General features: G+C 72.7%; 17 protein-coding genes and 1 tRNA gene. 10 read left to right on the forward strand and 8 right to left on the reverse strand.

All coding sequences use genetic code 11. The features are described from left to right. Position 1: 1 nt before the first annotated feature. Both ACE3UN_RS03830 and serB read right to left on the reverse strand, forming a co-directional pair. A complete protein-coding gene (locus ACE3UN_RS03830; protein WP_374673587.1) occupies positions 2–1,168 on the reverse strand; it encodes a sensor histidine kinase in 1,167 nt (388 codons plus the stop codon). Positions 1,169–1,294: 126 nt separating this feature from the next. Next, entirely contained in the window at positions 1,295–2,008 is a 714-nt protein-coding gene (serB, locus tag ACE3UN_RS03835) for a phosphoserine phosphatase SerB (protein ID WP_374673588.1), read from the reverse strand. Positions 2,009–2,162: 154 nt separating this feature from the next. On the opposite strand from serB, the gene ACE3UN_RS03840 reads away from it, so the two are divergent. Next, positions 2,163–2,681 carry a pyridoxamine 5'-phosphate oxidase family protein gene (locus tag ACE3UN_RS03840; RefSeq protein ID WP_374673589.1) on the forward strand — a complete coding sequence of 173 codons (519 nt, stop codon included), beginning with the start codon at positions 2,163–2,165 and terminating at the stop codon, positions 2,679–2,681. Further along, positions 2,672–4,024: a GAF domain-containing protein gene (locus tag ACE3UN_RS03845; RefSeq protein ID WP_374673590.1), complete on the forward strand. Its 1,353-nt coding sequence runs from the start codon at positions 2,672–2,674 to the stop codon at positions 4,022–4,024. Before ACE3UN_RS03840 ends, ACE3UN_RS03845 begins: the two co-directional genes overlap by 10 nt. Positions 4,025–4,051: 27 nt before the next feature. On the opposite strand, the gene ACE3UN_RS03850 is transcribed toward ACE3UN_RS03845, so the two are convergent. Both ACE3UN_RS03850 and mfd read right to left on the reverse strand, forming a co-directional pair. Further along, the gene (locus tag ACE3UN_RS03850; protein WP_374673591.1) at positions 4,052–4,828 is read right to left on the reverse strand and encodes a hemerythrin domain-containing protein; all 777 of its coding nucleotides are present in this window, start codon (positions 4,826–4,828) and stop codon (positions 4,052–4,054) included. 140 nt (positions 4,829–4,968) lie between these two features. After that, complete coding sequence (gene mfd / locus ACE3UN_RS03855) at positions 4,969–8,418, reverse strand: transcription-repair coupling factor (protein ID WP_374673592.1); 3,450 nt, start codon at positions 8,416–8,418, stop codon at positions 4,969–4,971. 93 nt (positions 8,419–8,511) lie between these two features. Here mfd and ispD point away from each other — a divergent pair, with 93 nt between their 5' ends. Further along, complete coding sequence (ispD, locus tag ACE3UN_RS03860) at positions 8,512–9,237, forward strand: 2-C-methyl-D-erythritol 4-phosphate cytidylyltransferase (protein ID WP_374673593.1); 726 nt, start codon at positions 8,512–8,514, stop codon at positions 9,235–9,237. Then, a complete protein-coding gene (gene ispF, locus ACE3UN_RS03865) occupies positions 9,234–9,743 on the forward strand; it encodes a 2-C-methyl-D-erythritol 2,4-cyclodiphosphate synthase (protein WP_374673594.1) in 510 nt (169 codons plus the stop codon). The genes ispD and ispF overlap by 4 nt, the downstream gene beginning before the upstream one ends. A 30-nt stretch (positions 9,744–9,773) precedes the next feature. Here the strand turns inward: ispF and ACE3UN_RS03870 are convergent, their stop codons facing one another. Next, a complete protein-coding gene (locus ACE3UN_RS03870; RefSeq protein WP_374673595.1) occupies positions 9,774–11,105 on the reverse strand; it encodes an ATP-binding protein in 1,332 nt (443 codons plus the stop codon). A 20-nt stretch (positions 11,106–11,125) separates the two neighbouring features. Beyond that, positions 11,126–11,860, reverse strand: coding sequence for a two-component system response regulator OmpR (ompR, locus tag ACE3UN_RS03875; RefSeq protein WP_374673596.1), 735 nt, complete (start codon positions 11,858–11,860; stop codon positions 11,126–11,128). A gap of 165 nt (positions 11,861–12,025) precedes the next feature. Here ompR and ACE3UN_RS03880 point away from each other — a divergent pair, with 165 nt between their 5' ends. Beyond that, positions 12,026–12,745 (forward strand): SIMPL domain-containing protein, encoded by a 720-nt coding sequence (locus tag ACE3UN_RS03880; protein ID WP_374673597.1) that lies wholly within the window; start codon positions 12,026–12,028, stop codon positions 12,743–12,745. Positions 12,746–12,760: 15 nt separating this feature from the next. On the opposite strand, the gene ACE3UN_RS03885 is transcribed toward ACE3UN_RS03880, so the two are convergent. Next, a complete protein-coding gene (locus ACE3UN_RS03885) occupies positions 12,761–13,540 on the reverse strand; it encodes a 3-hydroxybutyrate dehydrogenase (RefSeq protein ID WP_374673598.1) in 780 nt (259 codons plus the stop codon). A 57-nt stretch (positions 13,541–13,597) separates the two neighbouring features. Between ACE3UN_RS03885 and ACE3UN_RS03890 the strand changes: the two genes are divergently transcribed. From ACE3UN_RS03890 to ACE3UN_RS03910, 5 genes are all read left to right on the forward strand, one after another. Continuing rightward, positions 13,598–14,473, forward strand: a complete 876-nt coding sequence (locus ACE3UN_RS03890) for an alpha/beta fold hydrolase (protein ID WP_374673599.1) — start codon at positions 13,598–13,600, stop codon at positions 14,471–14,473. Continuing rightward, positions 14,470–16,779 (forward strand): bifunctional (p)ppGpp synthetase/guanosine-3',5'-bis(diphosphate) 3'-pyrophosphohydrolase, encoded by a 2,310-nt coding sequence (locus ACE3UN_RS03895; RefSeq protein WP_374673600.1) that lies wholly within the window; start codon positions 14,470–14,472, stop codon positions 16,777–16,779. The genes ACE3UN_RS03890 and ACE3UN_RS03895 overlap by 4 nt, the downstream gene beginning before the upstream one ends. 39 nt (positions 16,780–16,818) lie before the next feature. After that, positions 16,819–16,895: transfer RNA gene (locus ACE3UN_RS03900), tRNA-Val, on the forward strand. 352 nt (positions 16,896–17,247) lie between these two features. Next, a complete protein-coding gene (locus ACE3UN_RS03905) occupies positions 17,248–17,802 on the forward strand; it encodes a hypothetical protein (RefSeq protein ID WP_374673601.1) in 555 nt (184 codons plus the stop codon). A 71-nt stretch (positions 17,803–17,873) separates the two neighbouring features. Further along, the gene (locus ACE3UN_RS03910; RefSeq protein WP_374673602.1) at positions 17,874–19,970 is read left to right on the forward strand and encodes a TonB-dependent receptor family protein; all 2,097 of its coding nucleotides are present in this window, start codon (positions 17,874–17,876) and stop codon (positions 19,968–19,970) included. Positions 19,971–19,984: 14 nt separating this feature from the next. On the opposite strand, the gene ACE3UN_RS03915 is transcribed toward ACE3UN_RS03910, so the two are convergent. Next, on the reverse strand, positions 19,985–22,024 hold the full coding sequence (locus ACE3UN_RS03915) for a sigma-54-dependent Fis family transcriptional regulator (protein WP_374673603.1): 2,040 nt from the start codon (positions 22,022–22,024) through the stop codon (positions 19,985–19,987). Positions 22,025–22,102: the final 78 nt, after the last annotated feature.

Here is a 22,102-nt window from a genome sequence, read left to right on the forward strand (position 1 = left end):
CTCAGGCCGCCTGCCAGTCGCGCGCGGCCGGCGGTCGCGCCGGCTCGCCCCCGCCGAGCTGGCGGCACGGCAGCACCAGCCGCGCCACCACGCCGCGCGGCTCGGCCGCCTCCAGGGAGAGCGCCGCGTTGGCCCCGTACAGCGCCTGCAGGCGCGCCCGGGTGTTGGCCAGTCCCACGCCGCTGCCGCCAGCGCCCACGAAGCCGCGGCCGTCGTCGCGCACCGCCACGGTCAGTCGGCCGTCCTCCGCCAGGCGCACCGTGACGCGCAGGCGGCCGCCCTCGGGCAGGGGCGAGAGGCCGTGCTGGATGGCGTTCTCCACCAGGGTGGCGATGACCATCGGAGGCATCTCGGCGGACATCAGCTCGGCCGGGGCGTCGATGTCGAAATGCAGCCGGTCGCCCATGCGCATGTGGAGGATGGCCAGGTAGTGCCGCACGCGCTCCAGCTCGTCGCCCAGGCAGGCGCGCTGGCTGCGCATGCCGGGCAGCGCGGTCTGCAGGTAGGCGATCAGGCTGCCCAGCATGTCCCGCCCCCGGTCGGGCGCCACGTCGTACAGCCGCTTGACATTGGCCAGCGTGTTGAAGAGGAAGTGCGGCTCGATCTGCGCCTGCAGGGCGGACAGCTCGGCCTCCATCTGCTGGGCGGCCAGCACCTCGCGCGCCTGGCGCGCCCAGGCCAGCTGCTCGCGGCCGGCCCGCTCCGCGCGCAGCAGGTGCAGCAGGGCGTAGCCGCACACCCCCAGCAGCGTCCACAGGCCGCTGGTGTAGGCGAACCACGACCATGAGAACGGGGAATGGAACGACGGCGCATAGGTGACGACGTAGCGCAGCACGCCCCCCACCATGCTGCCAGCCACCACGGCCAGGACGCGCCAGGCCCAGGCGGCGCGCAGGCTGCGCGTGCCGCCGGCCAGCAGCGCTTCCGCCAGGCCCGCGTAGAGCAGGATGCTCAGGGCACTGATGAACGATTGCCGGGTGAACACCGCCAGCAGGTTCAGCCACCCGGTGAGATCGGCTGCAGACGCCTTCCAGGACACCACCCGCGACAGCGCGAACACGAGCGCGAACCAGAACACCGCCGCCACCGTGGGCAGACGCACCACCCGCCGGAAGGCGGCCCAGCGGTCCGAGACGCCGGGGTGCACGGGCAGGGGATCGTCAGGCATGGCGCCATTGTGGGCGGCTCCGGGCGCCCGGGCTGAGGGGGGGCGACGAATCGGCCCCTGCGGGGTGCGAAACCGCCCTGGGGCGCGCGGCACCGGCTGGGCACCGGGCCGCCCCCGGCGGGCCAGTCAGGCGCGCAGCACCTCGAGCGCGCGGTCCATGCCGCCGGATTCGATGGACAGCATGGCCTGCTCGCGCACCGCGGGCTTGGCATGGAAGGCGATGGACAGGCCGGCGGCCCGCATCATGGGCAGGTCGTTGGCGCCGTCGCCCACCGCTATCGCCTGCGACGGCGGGATGCCGATCTGTTCGCAGGTGGCCAGCAGGGTGCGCCGCTTCTCCTCGCCGTCCACGATGTCGCCCCAGGGCTGGTCCACCATGCGGCCGGTCAGGTGGCCCTGCTCGACTTCCAGCACGTTGGAGCGGGCGAAGTCGATCTTCAGCCGGTCGCGCACCCGGTCGGTGAAGAAGGTGAAGCCGCCCGACACCAGCAGCGTCTTCAGGCCCGCCGCCTGGCAGGCGGCCACGAACGTGGCCACGCCCGGGTTGAGCTGCAGCCGCTCGTCGTAGATGGCCTGCATGGCCGACACGGGCACGCCGCGCAGCAGCGCCACGCGCTGGCGCAGGCTTTCCTTGTAGTCGGCGATCTCGCCGCGCATGGCGGCCTCGGTGATGGCGGCCACCTCGGCCTTCTTGCCCACGGCCGAGGCGATCTCATCCACGCACTCCAGGTTGATCAGCGTGGAATCCATGTCGAAGGCGGCCAGGCGGTAGTCGGCCAGGCGCAGCGGCGGGGTGAAGCCCCGGGCGATCAGGCCGGGGGCGATTTCGGTGGCAGGCATCGGGTGGGTCGGGCGGGTGAGGCGCCGGCAGGGCGGCGGGAACGAGGCTGCGGATCTTACGGGCCCGCGTGGCCCTTGGCGTGCGGCCGGATCTGGGGCACCCTTGCGCCCGGCCAGGCGCGGCGCACGTGCCAGGCGGCCCGTGGAGGGGCACATGACAGAACACGCATCGCCGGCGCGGCCGGTCATCCTGGGGGACACCATCCTCGCGCTGATGGCACGACCGGTCTCCGTGATCGTCGGCAGCTGCAGTGCGGACCGGCAGCCGCACCTCATCCGGGCGGTGGGCTTCGGCTGGGACGCCGCGGCCGGTCGCATGTCGGTCTTCGTGCCGGAGCGCGGCCAGGAGCCGGTGATCGAGGACCTGCGACGGCGTGGCTGGGTGGCGGTGGTACTGAGCGAGCCGTCCACCCATGCGTCGGTGCAGCTCAAGGGGCGCGATGCGTGCGTTGAGCCCGCCTCCCCCGACGAGCTCGCCCGCGTGGCGGGTGGGGTGGAGCACTTCGCCGACGAGCTCGAGGGCATCGGCTTCAGCCGCGACCTGGCGCGCGCGCTCAAGAGCGCCCAGGCCGCGCGTGTGTGGGCGGTGCGCTTCACGCCCACGCAGGCCTGGGAGCAGACGCCCGGCCCGCGCGCCGGCACGCGGCTGGACGGAGCGCCGGCATGCGCCTGACGGTGGACAGCGTGCGGCCCTGCCTGGAGGGCGGCATCCCCGGCGTGATGGCCACGGCCAGCGCCGAGGGCGAGCCCAACGTCGCCTACCTGTCGCAGGTGGAGTACGTGGACGCACGCCACGTGGCGCTGTCGTTCCAGTTCTTCAACAAGACGCGTCGCAACGTGCTGGCCAATCCGCTGGTGGAGCTGCTGGTGGTGCACCCGGTCACCGCGGCGATGTACCGGTTGCGGGCCCGCTACCTGCGCACGGAATCCGAGGGCCCGTTGTTCGAGCGCATGAAGGCCAAGCTGGCGGGCGTGGCGTCCCATGTCGGCATGGCGGAGGTCTTTCGCCTGCGCGGCTCGGACGTGTACGAGGTGCTCGTGGTCGAGCAGGTGGGCGCCCCGACGCTGCCCGAGCCGCCGCCCGGCCTGAACCGCCTGGCCGCGCTGCGCCGCACCCTGCAGGCGCTGATGCCCCTGCAGACGCTCGACGCGCTGTTCGACGGGCTGCTCGACGCCCTGCGGCACGAGTTCGCCATCGACCATGCCATGGTGCTGATGCACGAGGGCGAGCGCCAGTGCCTGGCCACCGTGGCCAGCCGGGGCTACGGCGCGTCCGGCGTGGGCGCCGAGATTCCCATGGGCCAGGGGGTGATCGGTGTGGCGGCGCGCGCCCGCACGCCCATCCGCATCGGCCACCTCACCCAGGACCGCGCCTACAACCAGACCATCCGCGAGGCGCTGGTGCGTGAAGGCGGGCAGCCGCTGGAAGGTGAGATCCCCTGGCCGGGCCTGGCCCAGCCGCACAGCCAGCTCGCGGTACCCATCTGCGACGGCGGGGAGCTGCTGGGCGTGCTGTTCGTCGAGAGCACGCAGGACCAGCGCTTCACCAGCGACGACGAGGACGCGCTGCTGGCGCTGGCCGCGCACGTGGGCGCCTTGCAGCGCCACCTGCAGTCGCGCGCGGACGAGCCCGAAGCCGCCGAGCCCGCCGTGGCGGCGGCCGGGCCCCCGCTGCGGCACGAACCGCTGGGTGAGCCGCTGCGCGTGCGCCACTTCGCGGCCGACGGCAGCGTCTTCCTCGACGACCAGTACCTGATCCGCGGCCTGGCCGGGGCCATCCTGTGGCTGCTGCTGCAGACGCACGTGCAGGAAGGCCGCACCGAGTTCTCGAACCGCGAGCTGCGCCTGGCGCCCAGCCTGCGCCTGCCCGAGGTGGGCGACAACCTGGAGGCCCGGCTGCTGATGCTCACGCGCCGGCTGGAAGAGCGCTGCGACGGTCTGCGGCTGGTGCGCACGGGGCGCGGGCGCTTCCGCCTGTGCGTGCTGCGGCCGCTGAGCCTGGCGCAGCAGGCCTGAGGCGGCACCGCCCCGGCGGCCTGGCGCTCACTGCGGCGGCAGTTGCAGCGCGGCGGCCAGCTTGAGCCATTCGGCCGGCGGCAGCTCCTGCCGCGCGATGGCCACGACGGCCTCGAACACCGGCGGCGGCATGCCCTGGCGCGCGCCGCCGAGGAAGGCGGCCCGCTCCGGTGCGTTGAGTGCCCCGATCATCCACGGCAGCGTCGCCATCATCACAGCGGGCGGAATGGTGGCGACCAGGGCGCCCTCCAGGGCCTGCAGCGCGGCGTCGTCGTGGTGCCGCCAGAGCACGGCGTTGAAGTCCTCGTCCTCCACGCGCATGTGGATGAGGTCTTCGGCCATCAGCACGGCCACGTCCTGGTACAGGCGGTTCAGGGCCTGGCGGCGGGTGGCGCCGCGGCTGGCCTCGACCACGGCGGCGCGCTCGCGCACGGCGTCCAGGGTGGCGCGGTGCGCCTTGTGCTCGGCGGCGATGGCCGTGGTGCAGCCCGGTTCGACCCGCTCGAGTGCCGGGTGCAGGAAGCGGTCCTCGTCGGCGTAGTGCACCTCGCAGATCTCGCACAGCATGCGCACCTGGGCCAGCATGGGGGCCAGGGCGGCGTCGTCGTCGGGGTCCGCCTGCCCCAGCCGCACCAGCGTGTCCGCGTACAGGCGGCGCAGCGCCTTATGGATGGCCTGGTAGAGGTCGTGGCGCCCGGCGGCCGGGGTGGGGGTGGGGGTGGAGGTGGAGGTGGAGGTGGAGGTGGAGGTGGAGGTGGAGGTGGAGGTGGAGGGCGTGGCGGGAGCGAAGGGCATGTGCTGCATGGGCAATCCTGTGGGGTGGCGGGCCGGCGCGATGCACCGGCGTGCCGCCACTGTAGGAAGCCGCCGCGGCGGGCGCTCTTCACTTTTCCCTCCAGCCATCTTCCCGTTTTCTTCACCCCGCTTGAACTGGGGGGGCGGGCTCAGGCCGCCACTGGCTGCCCCAACGCCCGCAGCGTGTCGCGGATGAACTGCGCCCGCTCGCGCGGCTCGGCGATCTCGCGCTCGATGCGCAGCTTGTCGTTGCCCGCCAGCTTGATGTGCCGGTTCTTCTGCACCAGCTCGATGATGCGCATCGCGTCGATCGGCGGGTTGGGCCGGAAGGTGATGCTCATCAGGCGCGGGCCGGCGTCCACCTTCTGCACGCCGTAGGGCTTGGCCAGGATGCGCAGGCGGTGGGTGTCGAACAGCGTCTGGCCCTGGGCCGGCAGCTTGCCGAAGCGGTCGGTCACCTCCTCCAGCAGGGCGTCCAGGTGGTCGAGCTTCTCGGCCGAGGCCAGGCGCTTGTAGAACGACAGCCGCATGTGCACGTCGCCGCAGTAGCTGTCGGGCAGCAGGGCCGGGGCGTGCAGGTTGATCTCGGTGGTGCCGCCGAAGATGCCGCTGGTGGGCGAGAGCAGGTCGGGCTCCTGGCCGTTCTTCAGCGCGCGCACGGCCTCGCTGAGCATGTCGTTGTAGAGCTGGAAGCCCACCTCCATCATGTTGCCGCTCTGGTTGTCGCCCAGCACCTCGCCGGCGCCGCGGATCTCCAGGTCGTGCATGGCCAGGTAGAAGCCCGAGCCCAGCTCCTCCATGTCCTGGATGGCCTGCAGGCGCTGCGCGGCCTGCTTGGTGAGGCCCTCCACGTCCGGCACCAGCAGGTAGGCATAGGCCTGGTGGTGGCTGCGCCCCACGCGGCCGCGCAGCTGGTGCAGCTGCGCGAGGCCGAACTTGTCGGCCCGGCTCATGATGATGGTGTTGGCGCTGGGCACGTCGATGCCGGTCTCGATGATGGTCGAGCACAGCAGCACGTTGTGGCGCTGGGCCACGAAGTCGCGCATCACGCGCTCCAGCTCGCGCTCGGGCATCTGGCCGTGGGCCACCACGATGCGCGCCTCGGGCAGCAGCTCCTGCAGTTTCTGGCGGCGGTTCTCGATGGTCTCCACCTCGTTGTGCAGGAAGTAGACCTGGCCGCCGCGCTTGAGCTCGCGCAGCACCGCCTCGCGGATCACGCCCGTGCCCTCGTTGCGCACGAAGGTCTTGATCGCCAGGCGGCGCTGCGGCGCGGTGGCGATGACCGACAGGTCGCGCAGGCCTTCCAGCGCCATGCCCAGCGTGCGCGGAATGGGCGTGGCGGTGAGGGTCAGCACGTCCACCTCGGCGCGCATGGCCTTGATGGCCTCCTTGTGGCGCACGCCGAAGCGGTGCTCCTCGTCGATGATGAGCAGGCCCAGGCGCTTGAACTTCACGTCCTTGGACAGCAGCTTGTGCGTGCCCACCACGATGTCCACCGTGCCGGCCGCGATGCCGTCCAGCGCCGCCTGCACCTCCTTGGCGGTGCGAAAGCGGGAGAGCTCGGCCACCTTCACCGGCCACTTGCCGAAGCGGTCGGCGATGGTCTGGTAGTGCTGCTCGGCCAGCAGGGTGGTGGGCGCCAGCAGCGCCACCTGCTTGCCGCCGTGCACGGCCACGAAGGCGGCCCGCAGGGCGACCTCGGTCTTGCCAAAGCCCACGTCGCCGCACACCAGGCGGTCCATCGGACGCGGGCTCACCATGTCCTGGATCACGGCGTGGATGGCGGCGCGCTGGTCGGGTGTCTCCTCGAAGCCGAAGCTGGCGGCGAAGGCCTCGTAGTCGTGCGGCGAGAAGCGGTGCGCCATGCCCTCGCGGGCGGCGCGCAGGGCGTACAGGTTCAGCAGCTCGGCCGCGGTGTCGCGCACCTGCTCGGCCGCCTTGCGGCGCGCCTTGTCCCACTGGTTGCTGCCCAGCTTGTGCAGCGGGGCCTCGTCCGCGCTCACGCCGGTGTAGCGGCTGATCTGGTGCAGCTGCGACACCGGCACGTACAGCGTGGCGTTGTCGGCGTAGGTCAGGTGCAGGAACTCCGAGTTGCCGTCGCCCAGGTCGATGTGCACCAGGCCCTGGTAGCGGCCGATGCCGTGCTGGGCGTGCACCACCGGGTCGCCCACCTTCAGCTCGGAGAGGTCCTTGATCAGGGCGTCGACGTTGCTCGTCTGCTCCTGCTTGCGCCGGCGTCGCGCCGTGGGCGCGCTGGCGAAGAGCTCGGTCTCGGTGACGAACTGCAGCGCGACGCCGGCCTCGGGCTCGTGCCAGAAGAAGCCGGCGGCCAGCGGCGCGGCGGCAATGGCCACCTTTTCGTGGCCGGACTGGAACTCCGCCAGCGTGGCCACGCTCGGCACCTCGATCCGGTGGTCACGCAGCAGCTCCAGCAGGCTCTCGCGTCGGCCCTCGCTCTCGGCCACCAGCAGCACGCGGTGCGCCGTGGTGTCCAGGTGCTTCTCCAGCGCCGCCAGCGGCTCGGTGGCGCCGCGCTCGGTGGCCACGTCGGGCAGCGGCCGCGCCCAGTCCACCGGCTCGTTGCCGCGCAGCGCCAGCGTGGCGTGCGCCCCCGTGCGGCCGAAGAAGTCCTCGACGCGCAGGAACACCTCCTCGGGCGCCAGGATGGGCCGCTCGGGGTCGTGCTGCAGGAAGCGGTGGCGCTCGCGGGTGTCCGCCCAGAAGCGCTGCAGGGCCTCGTCGACCTCGCCGTGCAGGCACAGCGCGGCATCGGGCGCGAGGTAGTCGAAGAAGGTGGCCGGCTCGTCGAAGAACAGCGGCAGGTAGTACTCGATGCCCGCGGTGGCGATGCCCTGGGCGATGTCCTTGTAGATGCGCGACTTGGTCGGGTCGCCTTCCAGCTTCTCGCGCCAGCGCTGGCGAAAGCGCGTGCGCGCCGCCTCGTCCATGGGGAACTCGCGGCCGGGCAGCAGGCGCACTTCCGGCACCGGGTACAGGCTGCGCTGCGAGTCCGGGTCGAAGGTGCGGATGGAGTCGATCTCGTTGTCGAACAGGTCCACCCGGTAGGGCACGGTGGAACCCATGGGGAACAGGTCGATCAGGCCGCCGCGCACGGCGTACTCGCCCGGCGACACCACCTGGCTCACGTGGCTGTAGCCGGCGAGCGTGAGCTGGCTCTTGAACGCCGCCTCGTCCAGCCGCGCCTTCTGGCGGAACTGGAAGGTGGTGGCCGCCAGGAACGAGGGCGGCGCGATGCGGGTGAGCGCCGTGGTGGCGGGCAGCACCACCACGTCCACCTCCTTCTGGTGGATGCGCCACAGCGTGGCCAGGCGCTCCGAGATCAGGTCCTGGTGCGGGCTGAAGGTGTCGTAGGGCAGCGTCTCCCAATCGGGGAACAGGGCCACGCGCAGGCCCGGCGCGAAGAAGGGCAGCTCGTCGGCCAGGCGCTGGCTGTCGGCCGGCTCGGCCGTCACCACCACCAGCATGCGCTGTTCGGCCGCCCGCGCCTGGCCCAGGCGGGCGAGCAGCAGGGCGTCCGCCGAACCGATCGGGCGGGGCAGGGTGAAGCGTTTGCCGGGGGCGATGACAGGCAGTTGCATGGCAGGAGCAGCGCGCAAAGCAGAACACCCCGCGGCGGCACGAGGCGGCCGGCGCGGGGCGGGTCGATGGAGCGCGGATTCTAGAATTCGCCCATGCACATCGCCCCTGCGGGCCACAAGCCCCGCTGCTTTGCCCTGGTTCCCTGCGCAGGCGTGGGCGCACGCGCCGGCACGGCCGGCCCCAAGCAGTACGAGCCCGTCGCGGGCCGGCCGATGGTGGCCCACACGCTGCAGGCGCTGCGGCAGGTGCCGCGGCTGGCTGCCACGCTGGTGGTGCTGTCCCCCGGGGACACCCGCTTCGCCGAGTTGCTGGGCCCGTGGGCCGACAGCGACGAGCGGCTGTGGGTGGCCGACGCGGGCGGCGCCAGCCGCGCCGAGACGGTGGCCGCCGGCCTGCGTGTGCTGGCCGAGCGCGGGGCACAGCCGGAGGACTGGGTGCTGGTGCACGACGCGGCGCGCTGCCTGCTGCAGCCGGCGTGGGTGGACCGGCTGATCGATGCATCCCGGGACGACGCGGTCGGTGGCCTGCTGGCCCTGCCCATCGCCGACACGCTGAAGACCCAGGGCATCGACACACGCGTGGCCGGCACCATCGACCGCAGCGGCAAGTGGGCCGCGCAGACGCCGCAGATGTTCCGCCTGGGCCTGCTGTCGGCCGCGCTGGCCCATGCGGGCCCAGGCGTCACCGACGAATCCAGCGCCGTGGAGGCGCTGGGCCACGAGCCGCTGCTGGTGCGCGGCGAGTGGGAGAACTTCAAGCTCACCTGGCCGGGCGATTTCGCGCTCGCCGAACGGCTGTTGTCCACGAGAACCGCATGACACCCACTGCCCCGCCGTCCCCCCTGCCGCCCCTTCGTGTGGGCGAGGGATGGGACACCCATGCCCTAGTCGTCGGCCGCCCGCTCGTGCTGGGTGGCGTCACGGTCCCGCACGACAAGGGCCTGCTGGGCCATTCCGACGCCGACGCGCTGCTGCACGCCATCACCGATGCCGTGCTGGGAGGCGCGGGGCTGGGCGACATCGGCCGCCACTTTCCCGACACGGCGCTGGAGTTCAAGGGCGCCGACTCCGCCGTGTTGCTCGCAGAAGCGGTGCGCCGTGTGCGTGCGGCCGGCTGGGCGGTGGTCAATGTGGATGCGACCATCGTCGCCCAGGCGCCGAAGATGGCGCCGCACATCCCCGCCATGGTCGAACGCATCGCCGCCTGCCTGGGGGTATCGACCGGCCAGGTGAACGTGAAGGCCAAGACGGCCGAGAAGATGGGCCCGGTGGGCGAGGGCCGGGCCATCGAGGCGCGCGCGGTCTGCCTGCTCGTGGCGGCCTGAGCCGCCGGCCCGCCGCCGCGCAGGGCGCTCTCAGGCGCGCTTGAGCCGGATGTGGGCCACCAGCCCGCCGTCGCGGGCGTTGGCCAGCTCCAGGTTGCCGTCCATGCGCTGCAGCGATTTCTTCACGATGGCCAGGCCGAGCCCCGCGCCGGTGGCGGCGGTGCGGGCCGCGTCGCCCCGGAAGAAGGGCGTGGTGAGGTGCTCCAGCTTCTCCGGCGGCACCCCCTGGCCGTGGTCGCGCACGGTGACGATGACCGAGTCGCCCACCTGCACGTGCGTCACCTTCACCTGGGCGATGCCGGTGTCGATGGTGCGACCGTAGCGGCGCGCGTTCTCGAACAGGTTGGCGAAGATGCGGCCCAGCTCGGTGTCGTCGCCCTGCACCATCAGGCCGGGCGCCAGTTTCAGCGAGATGCGGATCTGCGAGGTGTCGCGGAAGGCCGCCGCCTCGCGCACGATGACCTGGCTCAGGTCCACCGGCACGGTGCGCGAATCCTCCGGCCGCGCATAGTCCATGAACTTGTCAATGATGGCGTCGAGCTGGTCGATGTCGGCGGCCATGTTGCGGCGCGCCTCCTCGTCGGCCACGCTGATCTCGGCCTCCAGCCGCAGCCGGGCGAGCGGCGTGCGCAGGTCGTGCGAGATGCCAGCCAGCATCACCGCGCGCTGCTCTTCCACCTTGGCGAGCTCGCGTGCCATGCGGTTGAAGCCGATGTTCACGGCGCGGATCTCGCTGGTGAGCGTGGATTCGTCGAGCCGGGAATCGAACTCGCCCTCGCGGATCCGGCTGGCGGCGAAGGACAGGTCCTGCAGCGGCCGGTTGATCAGCCGGGCGATGCCCACCGAGCCCAGCACGGTGGCGACGAGTGCGATGCCGACCCAGATGAACCACGTCTCGGCGGCCAGCAGTTGCAGGCGGGCCGCATCCGTCTGCATCCAGTAGGGGTCGCGCTCGATGTTGAAGCCCACCCACAGGGCCGGCACGCCGTTGACGGTGCGCGCGACGATGGTGCCCTCGCCCAGACGGCTGCGCAGTTCGCTGGCCACGAGCCGGGTGAAGCGGTCGGTCTCGAAGGGTTCCCAGCGGTCTCCCGGCTCACGCGGGGTGAGCCGCACGGCCTCCTGGTCGCTCATGGTCTTGACCACGGCGATGCGGTTGATGCCGTCGGAGAACTGCAGCGCGGCGCGCGAGAGGTTCACCAGGCTGGCCACCTGGTGGGCCGCCTGCACCGCGCGGGGCTCGAACTCGAGCTGGCGCAGCGTCTGCACCCAGGCGAAGACGCCGCCGGCCAGCAGGATGCCCAGCAGGAAGAAGGTGCGCCAGAAGAGGTTCAGCGCAAAGGGCGGCCGCTTCAGGCTCATTCAGACGCACGCACGGCAGGCTACGGGGCGTCGCCGGGCACGAACACGTAGCCCACGCCCCACACGGTCTGGATGTAGCGCGGGTTGGACGGATCGGGCTCGATCATCTTGCGCAGGCGGGAGATCTGCACGTCCAGGCTGCGGTCGAAGGGCTCGAACTCGCGGCCGCGTGCCAGCTGCGCCAGCTTGTCGCGCGACAGGGGCTGGCGCGGGTGGCGCACCAGGGCCTTGAGCATGGAGAACTCGCCGGTGGTCAGCGTGATCTGCTCGCCGTCCTTCGTGAGCCGGCGCAGCGAAAGGTCGAACTCGAAGGGGCCGAAGGTGACCACCTGCGGGTCCTTGGCGGGGGCGCCGGGCGCCTCCGGTGCGGGGCGGCGGCGCAGCACGGCGTGGATGCGGGCGAGCAGTTCCCGGGGGTTGAACGGCTTGGGCAGGTAGTCGTCCGCGCCCACCTCCAGGCCGACGATGCGGTCGACGTCCTCCACCTTGGCGGTGAGCATGATGATGGGCGTCTGGTCGTTCGCGGCACGCAAGCGCCGACAGATGGACAGGCCGTCCTCGCCCGGCAGCATGAGGTCCAGCACGATCAGGTCGATCGTCTCGCGGGTCTGCAGCCGGTTCAGGGCCTTGGCGTCCTCGGCCAGCAGGACTTCGAAGCCTTCCTGGGTGAGGTAGCGCCTCAGCAGGTCGCGGATGCGGGCGTCGTCGTCGACGACGACGATGCGGTCCGGGCGGGCGTTGGCGGGGGTGCTCATGGGCGGCCTCCTGATTTGTAACAGAGGCATTGTGCAAGCCGGGTGAGGGGTTTCCGGGCGACCTGACCCTCTGTTACATATGTTGCCCTCCGCGCTCTTCTTGGTGGTCGGCCGCTGGCATAACCCCTGGCGTTGAGACGGTTCCTTCCCTCACCTGGACATTCCATGACCCCTGCATCGTCCCTCCGCACCCGTCCGCTGGCGCTCACGGCCGCCGCACTCGCCCTGGCGGTCTCCACTGCCCACGCCCAGGCCGAGCCGCCCCTGCAGGGCGTGCTCAACCTCAGCGCCAGCGCGACGGCCGAGGTGCCGCAGGACTGGATGACCGTGACCCTGTCGGTGACGCGCCAGGGCACCGACGCCCGGGTGGTGCAGACGCAGCTGAAGCAGGCGGTGGACGCGGCACTGGGCGAGGCGCGCAAGGAGGCGCGCCCAGGCCAGGTGGAACTGCAGACCGGGAGCTTTTCGATCGAGCCGCGCTACGGCCAGAAGGGACAGCTGCTGGGCTGGGACGGCAGCACGCAGCTGCTGATCCAGGGCCGCGACATGCCGTCCATCGCCCAGCTCAGCGGCCGCATCAGCACGATGACGATCGCCGGGGTGGACTACAGCATCTCGCGGGAGGCGCGGCAGAAGGTGGCCGACGAGCTGTCGTCGCAGGCCGTGGCGCGCTTTCGCGCGCGCGCGGCCGACCTGGCCAAGGACTTCGGCTACGCGGGTTATGTGGTGCGGGAGGTCAACGTGCAGACCCAGGAGCACGGCGAGCCGCCGCGCCCTCGCATGTACGCCGCGGCGGCCATGGCCGAATCGGCCAAGGCCCTGCCGGTGGAGGCGGGCAAGGGCACCGTGAGCGTCAGCGTGAGCGGCAGCGTGCAGATGAAGTAAGGCCCTGCACGGGCTTCACTGCGCCACCCAGCCGCCGTCCACGTTGATGGCGGCGCCCCGCAGGTTGGCGGCGGCGGGCGAGCACAGGAACACCGCCAGGCCGGCCAGCTCCTCGGGGGTCGTGAACTGCAGCGAGGGCTGCTTCTCGGCCAGCAGCTGGCGCTTGGCCTCCTCCTGGCTCACGCCCGCCTGCGCGGCGCGCGCATCCACCTGCTTCTGCACCAGCGGCGTCAGCACCCAGCCCGGGCAGATGGCATTCACCGTCACGGGCGTGGTGGCGGTCTCCAGGGCCACCGCCTTGGTGAAGCCGATCACGCCATGCTTGGCCGCCACGTAGGCCGACTTCTGCGCCGAGGCCACCAGGCCGTGCACCGAGGCCACGTTGAGGATGCGGCCGAAGCCGCGCGCCTTCATGCCCGGCAGGGCGGCACGCGTGGCGTGGAACACCGAACTGAGGTTGATGGCGATGATGGCGTCCCAGCGCTCGGCCGGGAAATCCTCCACCGGCGCCACGTGCTGGATGCCGGCGTTGTTCACCAGGATGTCCACCGCGCCGAACTCCGCCTCGCAGGCGCGCACCATGGCCTCGATCTCCGCCGGCCGCGACATGTCCGCGCCGTGGTAGGCCACACGGGCCCCGCCGGTGGCCACGGCGGCCACCGCGTCCTGCGCCGCCTGGGCATCGCCGAAGCCGTTGAGCATGACGTGGGCGCCCTGGGCGGCGAGTGCCTGGGCGATGCCCAGACCGATGCCGCTGGTGGAGCCGGTGACCAGGGCGGTCTTTCCGTTGAGCATGAGGGTTCTCCGGTGGGTTGCTACAGTCGATTATCCAAACGCCCAGCTTGCTAGAACATGAACGCCACGGCCCAGCCCCGCCTGCACAGCGTCCCTTGCCTCGACGCGCGGGGCCTGCACCGCATGGCCTGGGCCGAATGGGGTGACCCGGCCAATCCGCGCGTGCTGGTGTGTGCTCACGGGCTCGCCCGCCAGGGGCGCGATTTCGACACGCTCGCGCAAGCCATGCAAGGCGAGTACCGGGTGGTGTGCCCTGACGTGGTGGGCCGCGGCCGCTCGGACTGGCTGGCCGACCCGGCCGGCTATGTGATCCCGCAGTACGTGGCCGACATGGTGACGCTGCTGGCCCGCCTGGACGCGCAGGAGGTGCACTGGGTCGGCACCTCCATGGGCGGCCTCATCGGCATGTCGCTCGCGGCCGTGGCCGGCTCGCCCATCCGCCGGCTGGTGCTCAACGACGTGGGGCCGCGCATCGAGTACGGCTCGCTCGAGCGCATCGGCCAGTACCTGGGCGCGCCGCTGCGCTGGGCGACGGTGGAGGACGCCGCCGACGCGCTGTGGGCCATCTCCCGCAGCTTCGGCCCGCACACGCGGGAGCAGTGGCTGGCGCTCAGCCGGCCGCAGCTGCGGCCCGACGGCCAGGGCTGGAAGCCGCACTACGACCCGGCCATCGCCATTCCCTTCCGCGCTGTCACGGCCGAGGTGGCGGCCGCGGGCGAGGCGATGCTGTGGCAGGCGTACGACGCGATCGCCTGCCCCACGCTGCTGCTGCGCGGGGCCGAGTCCGACCTGCTCAGCCGCGCCACGGCCGAGGAGATGACGCGGCGTGGGCCGCGGGCGCGCCTGCACGAGTTCGCCGGCGTGGGCCATGCCCCCACCCTGGTGCAGCCGGACCAGGTGGCGGTGGTGCGGCAGTTCCTGCTGTCGCCATGAAGAGCACGCCGCTCGGGCACGACGAGCCCTCCGCGCCCATCGTGGCGCTGGCCGACGAGCTGAACGCACCGCCGCCGCCGGCGGCCGGTCAGGCGGCCGCCTCGCCGCAGGACGCCGGTGCCCTGGCGCTGCAGCGCGCTCGCGCCTTTGCCGAGCCCCTGCTGCGCGGGCGCGCCCTGGACACCGGCGAGGACGCCTTCGACCACGCGGAGGGTGTGGCCGCGGTGCTGGCGGCCATCGGTGGGGCGCCCGGGCTGCAGGCCGCCGCCTACCTGGTGTACGCGGGCGACTTCCTGCAGCGCCCCGAGGAGGTGGTGGCGCAGGCCTTCGGCGAGTCCTACGCCAGCCTGGTGGCCTTGACCCGCAAGCTGGTCCAGGTGCAGCGCGCCGCGCGCGAGGCGCAGGTGGAGCAGGAGTTCCAGGCCCGGCAGACCGAGCGCGTGCGCAAGATGCTGCTGGCGTTCTCGCGCGATCTGCGCGTGGTGCTGCTGCGCCTGGCCTCGCGGCTGCAGACGCTGCGCTGGTACGCGGCCAGCAAGCGCGCCTGCCCGGCCGCGCTGGCGGCCGAGACGCAGCAGGTGTTCGCGCCGCTCGCCAACCGGCTGGGCATCTGGCAGGTGAAGTGGGAGCTGGAGGACCTGGCCTTCCGCTTCCTGCAGCCGGACGAGTACCGGCGCATCGCCCGCCTGCTGGCGGAAAAGCGCGTGGAGCGCGAGGCCGGCGTGGAGACGGTGCGCCAGCAGGTGTCGGCCACGCTGAACGGGCAGGGCATCGGCGCGCTCGTCTACGGGCGGCCCAAGCACATCTACAGCATCTGGAAGAAGATGCAGGGCAAGCAGCTCGACTTCGACCACGTGCTGGACGTGCGTGCCCTGCGCGTGATCGTGGCCGACGTGCCGGCCTGTTATGCGGCGCTCAGCCGGGTGCACGAGCGCTTCCCCCCGCTGAGCGGCGAGTTCGACGACTACATCGCCCGGCCCAAGCCCAACGGCTACCGATCGCTGCACACGGTGGTGCGCGGCGACGACGGCCGGCCGATCGAGGTGCAGATCCGCACGCAGGCGATGCACGAGCATGCCGAATACGGCGTGGCCGCGCACTGGGCGTACAAGGAGGCCGGCACCAAGGGCTATGCCGGCGTGACCGCCGCGGGCGACTACGAGGAACGCGTCGCCGAGGCGCGCAAGGCCGTGCTGCGCCAGCTGCTGGCCTGGGAGCGCGATTTCAGCGCCCGCGGCCAGGCGCCCACCGCGGTGCAGGCCGGCGCGGCGACGGGGGCAGGCGAGGGCGCTGCCTTCGACGACCGCATCTACGTGTTCACCCCGCAGGCCACGGTGATCGAGCTGACCGCCGGTGCCACGCCGGTGGACTTCGCCTACGCCGTGCACACCGACCTCGGCCACCGCTGCCGCGGGGCCAAGGTGGATGGGGCCATGGTGCCGCTGAACACCCCCCTGGCCAGCGGGCAGACGGTGGACATCATCACCACCAAGGAGGGCGGGCCCTCGCTGGACTGGCTGAACGCCGAGCTGGGCTACCTGCGCAGCCCGCGCGCGCGCGCCAAGGTGCGCGCCTGGTTCAACGCCCTGGCCCAGCGCGAGACGGTGGCCCGCGGCCGCGAACTGGTGGAAAAGCTGCTGCAGCGGGAGGGGCGCACGGCGCTCAAGCTCGACGACCTGGCCAGCCAGCTCGGCTTTCGCGACGCGGCGGCGCTGTTCGAGGTGGTGGGCAAGGACGAGTACTCGCTGCGCAACATCGAGCAGCTGCTGCGCCCTCCCGAGCCGGCCGCAGCCGCCGACGAGCTGCCCTTGCTGCGCCGTCCCCGCGCCGAGCCCGGCGGCACCCGCGGCGGCGTGCTGGTGGTGGGGGTGGAATCGCTGCTCACCAACCTGGCCCGCTGCTGCCGGCCGGCGCCACCGGATCCCATCGGCGGCTTCGTGACGCGCGGCAAAGGCGTGGCCATCCACCGGCTGGACTGCACCAACTTCCGCCACATGGCCGAACGCATGCCCGAACGGGTCATCGCCGTGGCCTGGGGCGCGCCGCCACAGGGCCGTGACGCGGCGTACCCGGTCGATGTCGCCATTGAGGCGAGCGACCGCCAGGGCCTGCTGCGCGACATCTCCGAGGTGTTCGCCAAGGAGAAGATGAACGTCACCGGCGTGCATACCCAGTCGGTGCGCGACGCGGAAGGCAAGACGGCCTGGATGACCTTCACCGTGGAAGTGGCCGACGCCTCGCGCCTGAAGCAGGTGCTCGCGGAGGTGGCCCGCGTGGCAGGCGTGCGCCATGTGCGGCGCAAGTAGACGGGGCGCTCGCCGCCATGCTATAGTGCAAGGCTTCGCAGGCGCGTAGCTCAGTTGGTTAGAGCACCACCTTGACATGGTGGGGGTCGTTGGTTCGAATCCAATCGCGCCTACCAGATCCGGCCCGCAGGTTGTGCACACACGGTGTACGCGACCTGCGGGCCTTGTCGTTTCTGGGCACTGGCGGATCCCATGAGCTAGGGAGCCGGCGCGCCGCACGGCGACGGGCCGCATCCGGGCTTGCGTCGCGTCAAGACGCACGCAGGCGGCGCGCCGACAGTGAAATCGTCCACTGTCGGACGAGGAGACGTCCCATGCCCACCCCCGCTTCGCCTTTCGCTCCCCCTGTCGTCCAGCGGTTCGCCCGCGCTGGGCGCCGCCGCGCTCGCCGCGGCGGCCGCCACCGGCGCACCCCCGGCATGGGCCGCACCCGCCGCTGCACCGGCGGCCGCACCGACCGCCGAGCGCATGGCTGCCACGCCGGCCGGCACCGTCAGCACCTACCAGCGTCGCAGCAGCGGCAGCCTCGGCGCCTATGACGGCCCGGTCGTGTGGACGCTGGGCCAGGCCACCTGGCAGGGCAGGGAGGTGGTGGCCGCGACGGCCCAGGGACTGGGCACCTCGCTGCACGACCCGGGTTCGCTGGCCATGATGGCCTGGCTGGACACGGCCGGGCAGCCCGTGGTGAGCTACGCGCCGCCGCTCGACTACCGCTGGCCGCTGCAGGTGGGCCAGCGCTGGACCTCCGAGCACACCATGACGCTGCACGCCACGGGGCGCACCATGCCGCTGCGCATGGACTGGGAGGTGCAGGCCTGGGAGGAGATCGTCGTGCCGGCGGGCCGCTTCGAGGCCTTCCGCATCCACTGGGTCAACCAGCTCGGTGAGACCGAGACCCGCTGGGTGGCGCCGCAGGCGGGCATCGAGACGGTGAAGCGCCACGTGGAGCGCCCTGCCAGCCACCCCCAGGGCCCCGGCGTCCTGGACGCCGAACTGGTGTCGCGCCCGTTGCCGGGTCGCTGACGGGCCGGCGCGTCGGCCGGGCGCGCACGCGGCTTGCCGACAGGCGCGGCCCCATACTGCCGGTCCGCGACATGCACGCTGCGCCCCCGCCCGACATCCCTCTGGCCGACCCGGCGAACACCTCCACCGTCGTGGTGGTGGGCACGCGGCTGCGTGAGGACGCGTTCACGCTGCCCCTGTCGGTGGACCGGCTCGAGGCCGACGAGCTGCACGGGCACCGGCCGCAGGTGAGCCTGTCGGAGGCCCTGGCCGGCGTGGCCGGGGTGCAGGCGCGCGACCGCCAGAACTTCGCGCAGGACGTGCAACTGTCGGTGCGTGGCTTCGGCGCGCGGGCCAGCTTCGGGCTGCGCGGCGTGCGCCTGATCGTCGACGGCATTCCTGCCACCATGCCGGACGGTCAGGGCCAGCTGTCCCATGTGGACATCGGCGCGGCGCGCAGCGTGGAGGTGCTGCGCGGGCCGTTCTCGGCGCTGTACGGCCATTCCAGCGGCGGTGTCATCGTGGTCCAGGGTGACGACCCGGTGGGCGAGCCCGAGATGTCCGCGTCGCTGACCGCCGGCACGCATGGCCTGCACACGGGCCACGTGCAGCTGCAGGGCGGCGGCACCACGCTGGCCGCGAGCGCGCGCGTCAGCGCCATGCGCACGGACGGTGTCCGCACACACAGTGCCGCACAGCGCACGGTCGCCGAGGCCCGCCTGGCGTGGCGGCCTGACGGCGCGGACCCGCAGGGCGACCGGGTGGTCTTCCAGGCCCAGCACTTTCGCCTGCCGCTGGCGCAGGACCCGCTGGGCCTGACGCGGGCGCAGTTCGAGTCCGACCCAGGCGGTGCGGACCCGGCCGCGCTGGCCTTCGACACCCGCAAGTGGGTGGAGCAGGCGCAGGCGGGTGCGACCTGGACGCACCGGGCCGCCGGCCCGCAGCGCCTGTCCGTGATGGCGTATGCCGGCCACCGCCGCACGGTGCAGTTCCAGGCGATTCCGGTGGCGCCGCAGGAGAACCCGCAGCACCCGGGCGGTGTGATCGACCTGACCCGTCGCTACCACGGCAGCGATCTGCGCTGGACCTGGGACGGCCGCGCCACCGGCGGCAGCCTCACGTGGGCGCTGGGCCTGGCCGCGGACGTGCTGGACGAGGACCGGCGCGGCCACGAGAACTTCGTGGGCGAGACGCTGGGCGTGCGCGGCGCCCTGCGCCGCGACGAACGCAACCGCGCCACGACCGTCGACCCCTACCTGCAGGCCACCTGGCAGCCCGATGACCGCTGGCGCGTGGACGCCGGCATGCGGCACAGCCGGGTGCAGGTGCGCAGCGAGGACCGCTACGTGCGCGCGGACAACGGTGACGACAGTGGGCGCGTGCGGTTCGCCGCCACGCTGCCGGCGCTGGCTGTCGGCTACCGCGTCACGCCCGGGTTGCGCTGGTACGCCGCCGTCGGCCGCGGCTTCGAGACGCCCACGCTGAACGAGCTCGCCTACCGCAGCGACGGCTCCGCGGGACTCAATGCCGCCTTGCGGCCGGCCAGCAGCCGCCACGCCGAGACGGGACTGCAGTGGCAGCCGGGCCCTGGGCTGCGGGTGAGCGTGGCGGCCTTCGCCGTGCAGACGGCCGACGAACTCGTCACGCGCACGAACCTGGGCGGCCGGGCGAGCTTCCAGAATGCCGGCCGCACCCGGCGCGATGGCCTGGAGCTGGGAGCGACCGCCCGCCGGCCGGGCGGCTGGCAGGCGCGGGCGGCGCTGACCTGGGTGGATGCGCGCTACACCGAGGGCTTCCTCACCTGCGGGCCGCCGCCCTGCACCGAGCCGGACGTGCCCGTGCCCGCCGGGCGCGCCCTGCCGGGCGTCGCGCCCCTGTCGGCCTTCCTGGCCTGGCAGCGCCTGCCCGAGGCCGGCTGGCAATGGAGCCTGGAGGCCCGCCACGTGGGCCGTGTGCCGGTGAACGACCGCCACACCGACCACGCCGCGGCGTTCAGCGTGGCGAGCGCCAGCGCGGGCTTCCGCTGGCCGGTGGGAGGGGGCGGCGTGGAGGCGTTCCTGCGCAGCGACAACCTCTTTGACCGCCGCTACGCCGGCTCGGTGATCGTCAACGAGGGCAATGGCCGCTTCTTCGAGCCGGGACCGGGGCGGACGTGGCTGGCCGGTGTGCGCTGGCAGCAGCGGTTCTGATGCCGCGGCCGGGCTCAGGCCGAGCCATCGTCGCGCCAGCGCAGCTTGCGGTAGATGGTGTTGCGGCTGATGCCCAGGCGCCGTGCGGCGACGCTGATGTTGCCCTGCGCCGCCTCGACCGCCTCGCGGATGGTGCGCAACTCCAGGTCCTGCAGGGTGTCGCCGGCCGCCCCGGGGGGCGGCGGCGGGGGCGGCGGGGCTGGCGGGGACGGCGCCGTGGGGGACTGCCCGGCCTCGGCCGCTGCACCCGGCGTTTCCTGCACCTCCTCGAGGAAGTCGTCGGACAGGTGGGCGCGGCGGATGCGGGTGTCGGTGCCGGCCATCACCACCGCTGTGCGCAGCACGTTGGCCAGCTGGCGGATGTTGCCGGGCCAGCGGCAGGCCTGGAGCAGCGCGGTCACCTCGTCGTCCGGCGCCAGCGGCCGGCCGGGGGATTCCTGGCGCAGCAGCTTGGCCACGATGGCCGGCAGGTCGCTGCGCTCGCGCAGCGCCGGCAGGCGCACGGCCAGGCCGTTGAGGCGGTAGTACAGGTCCTCGCGGAAGCTGCCCGCGGCGATCATCTCGCGCAGTGGCCGGTGGGTGGCGCTGACCACGGCCACGTCCACCGGCACCGGCTTGGCCGCGCCCAGCGGCGTGACCTGCCGCTCCTGCAGCACGCGCAGCAGCCGCGCCTGCAGGGCCAGCGGCATGTCGCCGATCTCGTCCAGGAAGAGGGTGCCGCCGTGGGCCTGGGCGATGCGGCCCACCGCGCCCTTGCGCCGGGCCCCGGTGAAGGCGCCTTCCTCGTGGCCGAACAGCTCGGCCTCGATGAGCGATTCGGGAATCGACGCGCAGTTCACCGCCACGAAGGGGTAGCGGGCCCGCTCGGAGTCGTGGTGGATGGCGCGCGCCAGCAACTCCTTGCCGGTGCCGGTTTCGCCCAGCACCAGGATGGAGATGCCGCGGTCGATCACGCGCCGCACCTTGGCCACCACCTCGTCCATGCGGGCGTCGCCCGTCTGCAGGTAGCGCAGGCCGCCTGGCTGGGTGGCGCCGGGTGCCGGCACGGGCGGACGGGGCTGGCCCGCGGCGGCCGCGAACAGGCCGCCGGCGGGCCGGCCGGTGTCGGCCTCCTGGGCGTCCTCCACCTCGTGGCCCGCCGCCGCGCCCAGCCGATGCCAGGTCGGCCAGTTCACCACCGCCCGCCCATGCAGCAGCTGGCCGCCGGGCAGGCGCAAGGGCAGGGGGGCCGCCATCGGGGCGCGGAAATGGTCCACCACCGTGCCCACGCTGAGCTGGAACAGCGAGGTCAGCGACTGCATGCGCACGCCCGCGCCGCTGAGGCCGAGCTGGTCCAGCGCACTGCGGTTGGCGCCCAGCAGCCGGCCGTCCCGGCCCACGGCCACGATGCCTTCCATCAGCGTGCCGATGAACTCGGGCCGGCTGTGGAAGTGCAGGCGCATGGCGTGGCGGAAGTCGTCGCACAGCCAGTGGTTCTCGATCATGCGGGCCGACATCTTCACCAGCCCCATGGTGTGCAGGTGGTAGGAGCGGTGGTCGCCCGACACGTCCAGCACGCCCAGCATGTTGCCGCGCGGGTCGAAGATGGGCGCGGCCGAGCAGGTGAGGAAGCCGTTGGCGTGCATGTAGTGCTCGCCCGCATGCACGAAGGTGGGCGCTTCGTCCACCAGCGCCGTGCCGATGGCGTTGGTGCCCTTGCTCGGCTCGGACCAGTTGGCGCCCGGCGCCAGCGCCACCTTGCTGGCGCGCTGCAGGAAGCCGTCGTCGCCCACCGAATGCAGCACCGTGCCCTGCGCATCGGTGAGTACCACCATGCTCTGGGTGGCCATGATCTGCTCCAGCAGCATCTCCATCACCGGGGCGGCGTGCAGGTGCAGGCGCAGGTTGCGTTCACGCGCCACCACCAGATCGGGGCGCCGCAGCGGGGAGTGGTCGGGCCGCTCGATGCGCGACAGGCCCAGCGCGGCGCAGCGCTCGTGCGAATCCACGATGGACTGGGCGTGCTGCCTGTCGATGGGCGGCGCAGTGGCGGGGTCGCTCGGGGTGGGCATCATGGCCGGGCAGCGGCGTCGGCACGGCGGCCGACGGGTAGGCGCCGGCACATTGCCGACGCCCCCATGCTAGGCCGGCGT

Origin of the sequence: Ideonella sp. (assembly GCF_041918995.1) — a bacterium.
Taxonomy (GTDB): domain Bacteria; phylum Pseudomonadota; class Gammaproteobacteria; order Burkholderiales; family Burkholderiaceae_C; genus Ideonella.